This window comes from Streptomyces sp. NPDC059255, assembly GCF_042752355.1.
Lineage (GTDB): Bacteria > Actinomycetota > Actinomycetes > Streptomycetales > Streptomycetaceae > Streptomyces.
Window position 1 is genome coordinate 181,192 of record NZ_JBHYZP010000011.1, and the last position, 11,176, is coordinate 192,367.

General features: G+C 68.5%; 12 protein-coding genes. 5 read left to right on the forward strand and 7 right to left on the reverse strand.

The genetic code is table 11. The features are described from left to right. Positions 1-28: 28 nt before the first annotated feature. Both ACFXKG_RS16400 and ACFXKG_RS16405 read right to left on the reverse strand, forming a co-directional pair. Positions 29-1,063 (reverse strand): phosphotransferase family protein, encoded by a 1,035-nt coding sequence (locus ACFXKG_RS16400; protein ID WP_384838448.1) that lies wholly within the window; start codon positions 1,061-1,063, stop codon positions 29-31. A 65-nt stretch (positions 1,064-1,128) separates the two neighbouring features. After that, positions 1,129-1,983, reverse strand: a complete 855-nt coding sequence (locus tag ACFXKG_RS16405) for an SDR family NAD(P)-dependent oxidoreductase (protein ID WP_384838451.1) — start codon at positions 1,981-1,983, stop codon at positions 1,129-1,131. 108 nt (positions 1,984-2,091) lie between these two features. On the opposite strand from ACFXKG_RS16405, the gene ACFXKG_RS16410 reads away from it, so the two are divergent. Next, positions 2,092-2,748 (forward strand): TetR/AcrR family transcriptional regulator, encoded by a 657-nt coding sequence (locus ACFXKG_RS16410; RefSeq protein WP_384838454.1) that lies wholly within the window; start codon positions 2,092-2,094, stop codon positions 2,746-2,748. Positions 2,749-2,815: 67 nt separating this feature from the next. Here the strand turns inward: ACFXKG_RS16410 and dnaB are convergent, their stop codons facing one another. After that, a complete protein-coding gene (gene dnaB / locus ACFXKG_RS16415) occupies positions 2,816-4,273 on the reverse strand; it encodes a replicative DNA helicase (protein WP_384838497.1) in 1,458 nt (485 codons plus the stop codon). 440 nt (positions 4,274-4,713) lie between these two features. On the opposite strand from dnaB, the gene ACFXKG_RS16420 reads away from it, so the two are divergent. Then, a complete protein-coding gene (locus ACFXKG_RS16420; protein WP_384838456.1) occupies positions 4,714-6,051 on the forward strand; it encodes an MATE family efflux transporter in 1,338 nt (445 codons plus the stop codon). Positions 6,052-6,250: 199 nt separating this feature from the next. Here the strand turns inward: ACFXKG_RS16420 and rplI are convergent, their stop codons facing one another. From rplI to rpsF, 4 genes are all read right to left on the reverse strand, one after another. Further along, positions 6,251-6,697, reverse strand: a complete 447-nt coding sequence (gene rplI / locus ACFXKG_RS16425) for a 50S ribosomal protein L9 (protein ID WP_365807510.1) — start codon at positions 6,695-6,697, stop codon at positions 6,251-6,253. Positions 6,698-6,715: 18 nt separating this feature from the next. Next, the gene (rpsR, locus tag ACFXKG_RS16430; protein ID WP_003967857.1) at positions 6,716-6,952 is read right to left on the reverse strand and encodes a 30S ribosomal protein S18; all 237 of its coding nucleotides are present in this window, start codon (positions 6,950-6,952) and stop codon (positions 6,716-6,718) included. A gap of 44 nt (positions 6,953-6,996) precedes the next feature. Then, complete coding sequence (locus tag ACFXKG_RS16435) at positions 6,997-7,593, reverse strand: single-stranded DNA-binding protein (RefSeq protein WP_384838459.1); 597 nt, start codon at positions 7,591-7,593, stop codon at positions 6,997-6,999. 74 nt (positions 7,594-7,667) lie between these two features. Continuing rightward, on the reverse strand, positions 7,668-7,958 hold the full coding sequence (gene rpsF, locus ACFXKG_RS16440; RefSeq protein WP_006604399.1) for a 30S ribosomal protein S6: 291 nt from the start codon (positions 7,956-7,958) through the stop codon (positions 7,668-7,670). A gap of 271 nt (positions 7,959-8,229) precedes the next feature. On the opposite strand from rpsF, the gene ACFXKG_RS16445 reads away from it, so the two are divergent. The 3 genes from ACFXKG_RS16445 to ACFXKG_RS16455 all read left to right on the forward strand — a co-directional run bounded on the left by ACFXKG_RS16445 (position 8,230) and on the right by ACFXKG_RS16455 (position 11,008). Then, positions 8,230-8,544: a hypothetical protein gene (locus ACFXKG_RS16445; protein WP_365807513.1), complete on the forward strand. Its 315-nt coding sequence runs from the start codon at positions 8,230-8,232 to the stop codon at positions 8,542-8,544. 157 nt (positions 8,545-8,701) lie between these two features. Continuing rightward, positions 8,702-9,820, forward strand: coding sequence for a peptidoglycan bridge formation glycyltransferase FemA/FemB family protein (locus tag ACFXKG_RS16450; protein WP_365807514.1), 1,119 nt, complete (start codon positions 8,702-8,704; stop codon positions 9,818-9,820). Positions 9,821-9,976: 156 nt separating this feature from the next. After that, on the forward strand, positions 9,977-11,008 hold the full coding sequence (locus tag ACFXKG_RS16455) for an alanine racemase (RefSeq protein WP_365807516.1): 1,032 nt from the start codon (positions 9,977-9,979) through the stop codon (positions 11,006-11,008). The last annotated feature ends 168 nt before the right edge of the window (positions 11,009-11,176 follow it).

Here is an 11,176-nt window from a genome sequence, read left to right on the forward strand (position 1 = left end):
CCGCCCCCCAGCGCCCCCGCCGAACCGGTCAGCCCGCCGGGCGCCGCGACGGCAACGGCCGCACCCCTGGCCACAGTTCGCGCATACGCGCGCGCAGATCCAGAGAGAGACGGCTCACCGTCCCCAGCCCGGGCCGGCCCGAAGCCACCCGTCCGACCACGCCCAGCCGGTGCACCAGCCGCTGCCGCGCGGTCGCGGTGCCCCACGTCCAGTCCTCGTCCGGAACACGCGCCAGATGGTCGGCAGTCCCCCGGAACGCCCGCTCCACCAGCGCGTCCCCCCGCAGCAACCAGCCCACACACGCGTCCACCACATCGCCCTCCGGCTCGCGCCCCGTCTCCGCGCGCCACACCGAGCGATACTCCGCCTCCGCCCGCTCCAACAGCGGCGCGGACGCCTCGGTCGCGCACCAGCAGGTGGGAAACCCGATTCGCAGATACGCCAGTTCCACCAGACCACTGCCCAGGGACGCCTGCTCGAAGTCGATGAACCGAACACCCTCGGCGGTGTGCAGGTCATTGCCGGGACACGGATCCCCGTGCAGCAACGCGCCCCCGGGCAGACTGCCGAGCCGCGCCACCAAGGCGTCCAGCTCACCGGGCACCTCTTGCGCCACGGGGACGGAGAGCGACTCCGCCAGCGCCAGAAACGACGCCACATCGCCCCGCGTCGGCCCGGCCCATCGAGGCAGTACCCCCGCGTCCCCCGGACCGGTGGCCGCATGCAACCGCGCCAGCCCGCCCGCGTACGCCACCACCCAGTCACGCGGCGGGCGCAGATGCTCCAGATCCTCCAGAACCAGTACCCGCTCCCCGGGATCCGCCCCCAGCACCGCGGGGACCACCGGCGGATCGACCCGCGCCGCCAGCCTCAATGCCGTCACCTCACGGGCGTACCGCTCGTCCGCGTCCGGCCCCTCCACCACCTGCTTGACCACCGCGGATCCCCCGGCCAGCCCGACCCGCCACACCCGCGAACGCGGACTGCTCTCCAGCCGACGCGCGCCCACCGGCCGCCCCAGCTCCGCCCACACGCTCTCACCGAACTCCAGTCGCGACGCCATGCGGTCATCCTCCCCCGGCAAGGAACAGTTGCTCCGGCGGCTCGTTGATCCCGTTCCGCCTCGCTCTAGCACCGGGCGTGTCCCACCCGACGGCTCCGAGTGGGGACGGCGGTGGCTCCCTTCGGGTAGTGGCGGCGCAGGTTGGCGGCGAGGATGCGGTCGAGCGTGCGGTCGGACACCATCCGGACCAGGCGGGTGACCAGGGCGGCGTCCCGGCCGACGGTGTAGCGGGTGCGCGGTCTGCGGGTCGTCACGGTCTTCGCGATGACCCGGGCGGCGGCGTCGGCGGTCAGACCCGACGCGGTGCCCGAGGCCATGAACCTGTTGTTCGCCCGGACCAGGCTGCCGTAGCGCTCGTCGTGTTCCGGCATCATCCGGGCGGCCAGGTCGTTCGCCGTCGCGATCCCGCGGGTGGCCATCTCCGTGCGGACGCCGCCGGGCTCGACCACGACGACCTGTACGCCCAGCGGCGCGACCTCCCGGCGGAGGGAGTCGCTGACCGCCTCCAGGGCGAACTTCGCACCGGCGTACGCGCCGTACGTGGCCATGGCGACCTTGCCCCCGACCGAGCTGATGTTGATCACACGGCCCCTGCTGCGCAGCAAGGCAGGCAGGAGCGCCTGGGTGACGGCGATGTGGCCGAACAGATTGACCTCGAACACCCGCCGCCACTGCGCCATCGGCAGGGCCTCGACCGGGGCGTTCACCTGGACTCCGGCGTTGTTGACGAGCGCGTGCAGCGCCCGCGGGTCGCCAGCCACCCGCGCGGCGAGTGCCTCCACGTGCTCGGGGTCGGTGATGTCGAGGACGACCGGTTCGATGCCGGTCGACCGGATGGCGTCGGCGTCACGGTCGCGCCGCACGCCGGCCAGGACGTGGAATCCCCGGCGAGCCAGTTCGCGGGCGGCTGACGCACCCATGCCCGTGGAGGCTCCGGTTACGACGACCAGCTTCTGGGTTTGAGATGACATTGTCACCTCAATTACGGTACCAGTTCGGATGACACCGTCAACTGTAGGATGGACGTCATGGTCACCCGTGCGGAGTCCGCCGCCGTCACCCGCCGCGCCCTGCTCGACGCGGCCGCCGAACTCCTCGACCTCGGCGGCCCCGAGGCGGTCACCCTGCGCGAGGTGGGTGCGCGGGCAGGCGTGAGCCGGGGAGCGCCGTACCGGCACTTCACGGGCAAGGACAGCCTGCTGACCACCGTCGCGACCGAGAGCTGGCAACGGATCGGCGACCAGGTCCACGCCCTGAGGGCCGACCCGTCCCTGTCGGCCTCGGACACGCTGCGCGGCGCTCTCCACACCCTCATCGGCATCGGCCGGGACCAGCCGCACCTGTACCAGATGCTGTTCAGGCGTCCCGGACACCGCCCCGAAGAACTCGGTGAAGGGCTCGATCCCGTCCGGCGTCAGCTATGCGGACCGGCGGACGACCCGACCGCGGACCGCATCCGCGCGGCAGGACGCTTCCAGGGCGAGTTCCTGGCCGTCGTCGCCGCCCTCGTGGGGGAGCGGAACGCACGGCACTACGGCGCCCTGCTGCTCACCAGCACCCACGGCATCACGGACATGGAGCTCAGCGGCCATTTGGAGGCAGGCTCGTTGCACGCCACCGCCGACGAGCTCATCGACACCCTCGTCCACATGGTCGCCGGCGCCAGCGCCGGCGAAACGGCATAGCGACGCCCGCGCCCTGTCGACCTGTCGACGCGGAGCCCACGCGAAATCGCGGGAGCCAAGCCCCGGCTCAGGTCTGCGCCATGTCCACGAAGCGCGAGTAGTGTCCCTGGAACGCCACCGTGATCGTCGCCGTCGGACCGTTACGGTGCTTCGCCACGATGAGGTCCGCCTCGCCCGCGCGCGGCGACTCCTTCTCGTACGCGTCCTCACGGTGCAGCAGGATCACCATGTCCGCGTCCTGCTCGATCGAGCCCGACTCACGCAGGTCGGAGACCATCGGCTTCTTGTCCGTACGCTGCTCGGGACCACGGTTGAGCTGCGACAGCGCGATCACCGGCAGCTCCAGCTCCTTGGCCAGCAGCTTCAGGTTTCGCGACATGTCCGAGACCTCCTGCTGCCGGCTCTCGGCGCGCTTGGAACCGCCCGACTGCATGAGCTGGAGGTAGTCGATGACCACCAGCCGGATGTCGTTGCGCTGCTTGAGGCGACGGCACTTGGCCCGGATTTCCATCATCGACAGGTTCGGCGAGTCGTCGATGTAGAGCGGCGCCTGCGAGACGTCCGGCATCCGGCGGGCCAGGCGCGTCCAGTCCTCGTCCGTCATCGTGCCCGACCTCATGTGGTGCAGCGCCACCCGCGCCTCCGCCGACAGCAGACGCATCGCGATCTCGTTCCGCCCCATCTCCAGGGAGAAGATCACGCTCGGCAGATTGTTCTTGATGGACGCCGCCCGCGCGAAGTCCAGCGCCAGCGTGGACTTGCCCATGGCCGGACGGGCCGCGATGACGATCATCTGGCCGGGGTGGAGACCGTTCGTGAGGGAGTCGAAGTCCGTGAAGCCGGTCGGCACACCGGTCATCTCACCGCTGCGCGAACCGATCGCCTCGATCTCGTCGAGCGCGCCCTCCATGATGTCGCCCAGCGGCAGGTAGTCCTCGCTCGTCCGCTGCTCCGTGACGGCGTAGATCTCGGCCTGCGCGGAGTTGACGATCTCATCGACGTCCCCGTCGGCCGCATACCCCATCTGTGTGATCTTCGTACCCGCCTCGACGAGCCGGCGCAGGACCGCCCGCTCGTGCACGATCTCCGCGTAGTACGACGCGTTCGCCGCCGTGGGTACCGACTGGACGAGGGTGTGCAGATACGAGGCCCCGCCGACCTTGCCGATCTCACCGCGCTTGACCAGCTCCGCCGCCACCGTGATGGGGTCGGCGGGCTCCCCCTTGGCGTAGAGGTCGAGAATCGCCTGGAAAACCATCTCGTGCGCCGGGCGGTAGAAGTCATGGCCCTTGATGATCTCCACGACATCGGCGATCGCGTCCTTGGACAGGAGCATGCCGCCGAGCACCGACTGCTCCGCGTCGAGATCCTGCGGAGGCACCCGCTCGAACCCGGAACCGCCGTCCCAGGAACCGCTCTCGCTGCCCCGGTCGTGCTGCTCCTCGCGACCTCGGCCCTCCCCACGGCGCTGCCGGGAGACAGGCAGACGGTCGCTGGGACCGGTATCGGTCCAGGGGTCGTCCAACGGCTCGGGAATGCTCACCGGCCACCTCCTCATGTCCGCCCAGCGGACCTCGCCGTGCCACTCTTTGTACGGCACGACACTGACAAAACGAGAGGCCTGACTCCGGTTCCGGCGCGTCGGACGCCGGTCCACGGTAGGCCCGTCTGCGACGTCAGCCAATCTTGTTATCCACAGGCCGTGTGGACGAAAGACCAGATGCTGTGGAGAACCTGCGTGAACCTGTGCACGGACCGGGGGACAGCGCTGTGGACAAAGTCATACCGGCCGCCTCACACTGCTACTGACCTGGCCTTTTTCCATCCACCGACTGTGGGGGAGAAAAACTTTCCCGACTGGGCCAAGATCATCGGAACCACCGCGCAACCGATCCTTCACCAGAGGAAGAAGTAAGGATCAATAACTGCTTGCATCACTTACCTGTGGAAGATTAGGTTGAGCGCATGACAGAGGCCCCCTCGGCATCCAGGACGGTGCGGCGACAGCACGATCGCGAGATCGTCGCACTCGCCGTTCCAGCCTTCGGAGCCCTCGTGGCGGAGCCGCTCTTCGTGATGTTCGACAGCGCAGTCGTCGGCCATCTCGGCACCCCGCAACTCGCCGGACTGGGCATCGCGGCAGCCCTGCTGACGACCGCCGTGTCCGTCTTCGTCTTCCTCGCCTACGCCACCACCGCGGCCGTCGCCCGGCGGGTCGGTTCCGGCGATCTCCCGGCCGCCATCCGCCAGGGCATGGACGGCATCTGGCTGGCCCTGCTGCTCGGCGCCGTCGTCGTCGCGGTCGCCCTGCCCACCGCGCCCTGGCTCATCGGTCTCTTCGGCGCCTCGGACACCGCCACTCCGTACGCCGTCACCTATCTGCGGATCTCCAGCCTCGGCATCCCCGCCATGCTGGTGGTCCTGGCCGCCACCGGCGTGCTGCGCGGGCTCCAGGACACCCGTACGCCGCTGTACGTCGCCATCGGCGGGTTCGGCGCCAACGCGGCGCTGAATGTCGCGCTCGTCTACGGCGCCGGCCTCGGCATCGCCGGTTCCGCCTGGGGCACGGTGATCGCCCAGTGCGCCATGGCCGCCGTCTATCTGGTCGTCGTCGTACGGGGAGCGCGTCGGCACGGCGCATCGCTGCGCCCCGACGCGGCGGGGATACGGGCCAGTGCAGAGTCGGGCGCGCCGCTGCTGGTCCGTACGCTCTCGCTGCGGGCGGTTCTGATGATCGCCACGGCGGTCGCCGCGCGGCTCGGGGACGCGGACATCGCGGCACATCAGATTCTTCTGTCGCTGTGGAGCCTGATGGCTTTCGCACTCGACGCGATCGCCATCGCGGGACAGGCCATCATCGGCCGCTGTCTCGGGGCGGGGGACACCACGGGCGCCCGGGAGGTGTGCCGACGCATGGTGTGGTGGGGCGTCGTGTCGGGTGTGGTGCTCGGTGTGCTGATCGTGGTCACGCGCCCGTTGTTCACTCCGTTGTTCACCGGGGACCCGGCAGTGCGGGAGACGCTGGTGCCCGCTCTGCTGGTGGTGGCGGTGACGCAGCCGCTGGCAGGGATCGTGTTCGTGCTGGACGGCGTGCTGATGGGCGCGGGGGACGGCCCGTATCTCGCCGGGGCCATGCTGGTGACGCTGGTGGTCTTCGCGCCGGTGGCTCTGCTCGTGCCGGTCCTGGGCGGCGGGCTGACGGCTCTCTGGTGGGCGATGGGGCTGATGATGACGGTCCGCATGCTGACGCTCTGGCTGCGGACCCGTTCCGGCCAGTGGCTGGTCACTGGCGCTACACGCTGACACACCGGTTACGGACCCCCGTTTCACGTGAAACACCCGGTGTGCCCGTTTCGCGTCAAACCTGGCACGACGCCGAGGCCGGGAGACGGGGCTGGGCTGCGGGAACGGGAAGAAAGAGAACGATAAGAGAGAACGAGAAGAGGGCCGTATCCCCAACGGGATACGGCCCTCTTCCTGCGTGCTCTGCCGAGCGCGTCGCTTAGGCGGCGACGACCTCGACGCCGAGCTTCGCGGCGACCTCGGGGTGCAGACGCACCGACACCTGGTGCGAGCCCAGGGTCTTGATCGGCGAACCGAGCTCGATGCGACGCTTGTCGACCTCCGGACCACCGGCGGACTTGATCGCCGAGGCGAGGTCGGCCGGGGTGACGGAGCCGAAGAGGCGGCCGGCGTCGCCGGAGCGAACGGCCAGACGCACCTTCACGCCTTCGAGGCGGGCCTTGATCTCGTTGGCCTGCTCGATGGTGGCGATCTCGTGGATCTTGCGGGCGCGGCGGATCTGCGCCACGTCCTTCTCGCCGCCCTTGGTCCAGCGGATCGCGAAACCGCGCGGGACCAGGTAGTTGCGGGCGTAGCCGTCCTTGACGTCGACGACGTCGCCTGCGGCGCCGAGGCCGGAGACCTCGTGGGTGAGGATGATCTTCATGATTCGGTCACCCTTCCCTTATCGCGCGGTGGACGTGTAGGGCAGCAGCGCCATCTCACGGCTGTTCTTGACTGCCGTGGCGACGTCACGCTGGTGCTGCGTGCAGTTGCCGGTGACGCGGCGGGCACGGATCTTGCCGCGGTCGGAAATGAACTTCCGCAGCATGTTCGTGTCCTTGTAGTCCACGTACTGGGTCTTGTCCTTGCAGAATGCGCAGACCTTCTTCTTAGGCTTGCGCACAGGCGGCTTCGCCATGGTGTTTCTCCTGTGTGATCAAGAAGTGGGGTGCGAGCCCGCCCTTAGAAGGGCGGCTCGTCCGAGTAGCCGCCGCCGGAGCTTCCGCCCCAGCCGCCTCCGTTGCCCCCGCCGCCCTGCGGCTGCTGCTGACCGCCGCCGGCCGGCGCGCTGGTGGCCCACGGGTCGTCGGCGGGAGCACCGCCGCCGCCCTGCTGGCCGCCGCCACCGGGGCCGCCGCCCCAGTTTCCGCCGCCGCCCTGCTGGCCGCCGCCGTAACCGCCCTGGCCACCGCGGCCGGTGGTCTTGGTGACCTTGGCCGTGGCGTTCTTCAGGCTGGGGCCGACTTCCTCGACGTCCAGCTCGTAGACCGTGCGCTTGACGCCCTCGCGGTCCTCGTAGGACCGCTGCTTCAGCCGGCCCTGCACGACGACGCGCATGCCTCGCTGGAGCGACTCGGCGACGTTCTCCGCCGCCTGCCGCCAGACCGAGCAGGTGAGGAACAGGCTCTCGCCGTCCTTCCACTCATTGGTCTGCCGGTCGAAGGTGCGGGGAGTGGACGCGACGCGGAACTTCGCGACCGCCGCACCGGACGGGGTGAAGCGCAGCTCGGGGTCGTCGACGAGATTGCCGACGACCGTGATGACGGTCTCGCCTGCCATTGGGTGAACCTCTCGGCGGGGATTGCTTCTGGCTGCTTGCTGCTACTCGGTCCCGATGACGCTGAGCCGGTGGCTCAGTGGGTCTCGGGGCGGAGGACCTTGGTCCGGAGGACCGACTCGTTCAGGTTCATCTGTCGGTCGAGCTCCTTGACGACCGCAGGCTCGGCCTGGAGGTCGATGACCGAGTAGATGCCCTCGGGCTTCTTCTTGATCTCGTAAGAGAGACGACGACGGCCCCAGGTGTCGACCTTCTCGACCTTTCCGTTGCCCTCACGGACGACGGAGAGGAAGTTCTCGATCAGCGGGGAGACAGCGCGCTCCTCGAGATCGGGGTCGAGGATGACCATCACCTCGTAGTGACGCATGTGGAACCCACCTCCTTTGGACTCAGCGGCCACGGTCGTTCCGTGGCAGGAGGGTCGTGATGCGTGAGCAACGGTATCCGCCGCCACTGACAATCCGGCTCGTCGGACGAGTGGATCGTGTTCTGGCCTGGGCAGACACCGGTGCAGACCGTACAGACTACCCGCCCGGTGGCTTCCTGTTGAAATCCTGCTGCCTGCGGGCGCAATCTGTACACATCGGGTGTGCGCGGCGCTACGATGCGCCGCCTCCGGCAAGGCCAGGAGGTGCCAGATGGCACAGGCAATGCGACCGAACCCCTCCACGTCGCTTTTCTCGACGGACGGGAAGCCCCATCCGCTTCAGGACACTCTGATGGTGGTGACGGTGGCGCTGGGGCTTCTCGCCTTCGTCACGGCGTTCTTCCACCAGCTGCATCTGATCAGTTCGTGGGCGGGGCTGGTGGGGATCCTGACGGGTGCGTACGGGCAGTTCATCTCCGTGACGACGCGCGAGCGGTTCCTGCTGATCATCGGGCTGGGCGCCTCGGCGGTCGGCTTCTTCCTCGGTATGGCGCACGGCGGTCTGTTCGGCGGGGTCATCGGGTAGACCTCTCCATACCGGCCGGGCCCGGGCCTGGCCCCCGCACTTTCCCGGTCGGCTCCGGCCGACGCCCAGACGGGGCGCTCCATCGGCGCAGTAGGCTTCGGCGCGAGAGCCGGAGCCCCTGTATCGATGGGGACACACCTGCCGAGGAGCGCCCCGTATGAGTCTGACCCTGAGGACCATCAGCCGTGAGCAGCATCTGGCGTATATCCAGAGTCTGCCGGCGGCGAGTCACTGCCAGGTCCCGGCGTGGGCTGACGTGAAGACGGAGTGGCGCTCCGAGAACCTGGGCTGGTTCGACAAGAACGGTGAACTGGTCGGCGCGGGGCTGGTGCTGTACCGGCAGTTGCCGAAGATCAAGCGCTATCTGGCGTATCTGCCCGAGGGTCCGGTGCTGAATTGGTATGCGCCGAATCTGGACGAGTGGATGCAGCCGATGCTGGCGCATCTGAAGCATCAGGGTGCTTTCTCGGTGAAGATGGGGCCGCCGGTGGTGATCCGGCGGTGGAATGCCGCGGCGATCAAGTCGGGTATTCAGGACCCGGATGTGAAGCGCCTGCGTGATGTCGAGGCGTCGCACATCGAGCCGCGTGCTTTCGAGGTGTCGGACCGGCTGCGCAAGATGGGGTGGCAGCAGGGGGAGGACGGGGGCGCGGGGTTCGGCGACGTCCAGCCGCGTTATGTCTTCCAGGTGCCTTTGGCCAATCGTTCGCTGGACGATGTGCTGAAGGGGTTCAATCAGCTGTGGCGGCGCAACATCAAAAAGGCCGAGAAGGCCGGCGTCGATGTGGTGCAGGGCAGTTACGAGGATCTCGGCGAGTGGCAGCGGTTGTACGAGATCACGGCGGAGCGGGATCATTTCCGGCCGCGGCCGTTGTCGTACTTCCAGCGCATGTGGAGTGTGCTGAACACCGAGGACCCGAATCGGATGCGTCTGTATTTCGCGCGCCATGAGGGTGAGAACGTGGCGGCGGCGACGATGCTGATCGTCGGTGGTCACGTCTGGTATTCGTACGGTGCTTCGGCGAATCACAAGCGCGAGGTGCGGCCTTCGAACGCGATGCAGTGGCGGATGCTGCGGGACGCGTATGCGATGGGTGCGACCGTGTACGACCTGCGCGGTATTTCCGACTCGCTCGACGAGACCGATCATCTTTTCGGTCTGATTCAGTTCAAGGTGGGTACGGGCGGGGAGGCCGTCGAGTACATCGGGGAATGGGATTTCCCGCTGAACAAGCTGCTCCACAAGGCGCTCGACATGTACATGTCGCGCCGCTGACCGGTCGGCCGACCGGTTGAGGTGCCGCCGGAGGTTTCCGGCGGCGGTGCGGGGCGGATCCTTCTGACAGGGAACTCCCACCCGCACGACGATTCATATTCTTATCACCGCAGCACTCTGACACACCGCAGCCGAGAGAAAGGTTCCGGACCGGCAATGGCGCTCTCCCTCTACGTCGACACCGCGCGCTGGCGGGCGCACCAGAAGTCGGTCATCGAGCAGTTCCCGGGGCTGGTCCCGGTCTGCAAGGGCAATGGCTACGGCTTCAGTCATGAACGTCTCTCCGACGAGACCACGCGGTTCGGCTCCGACATGCTGGCCGTGGGCACGATTTACGAGGCCGCCCGCATAAAGGACTGGTTCAGCGGCGATCTGCTGGTGCTCACCCCCTTCCGGCGGGGTGAGGAGCCGGTGCCGCTGCCGGACCGGGTGGTGCGCTCTGTGTCGTCCGTCGACGGCGTGTACGCCCTGGTGGGTGCCCGTGTGGTCATCGAGTGCATGAGCTCGATGAAGCGCCACGGGGTGAAGGAGGAGGAGCTGGGTCAGCTCCATGCCGCCATAGAGGACGTACGGCTGGAGGGCTTCGCCCTGCACCTTCCGCTGGACCGTACGGACGGTTCCGACGCGGTCGAGGAAGTCATCGCGTGGATGGACCGGCTGCGCGCCGCCCGGCTTCCGCTGCACACGATGTTCGTGAGTCACCTCGCGGCGTCCGAGCTGGCGCGGCTTCAGCAGCAGTTCCCGCAGACCCGTTTCCGCGCGCGGATCGGCACGCGGCTGTGGCTGGGCGACCACGAGGCGACCGAGTACCGGGGTTCGGTGCTGGACGTGACGCGGGTCGCCAAGGGGGACCGGTTCGGTTACCGGCAGCAGAAGGCCGCGTCCGACGGCTGGCTGGTGGTCGTGGCAGGGGGCACGTCGCACGGCGTGGGGCTGGAGGCTCCGAAGGCGCTGCACGGGGTGATGCCGCGGGCGAAGGGGGTTGCCCGGGCGGGGCTGGCGACGGTGAACCGGAACCTGTCTCCGTTCGTCTGGGACGGCAAGCAGCGCTGGTTCGCGGAGCCGCCGCACATGCAGGTGTCGATCTTGTTCGTGCCGTCGGACGCGCAGGAGCCGCGGGTCGGGGATGAGCTGGTGGCGCATCTGCGCCATACGACGACGCAGTTCGACCGGCTGGTGGACCGCTGACGCGCCGGACACGCGTCAGACCACAGGGCCGTAACGCCATAGGGCCGTGGCTTCGGGAAACGGTGAAGGCGCCCCCCCGCGCGAGGGGGGGCCGTCACCGGGTACCCAAGGTGGTCAGCCGCAGTCGGGGGGTGAGTGGGTGGGGGTGGGATATTAAAAAAACAAGCA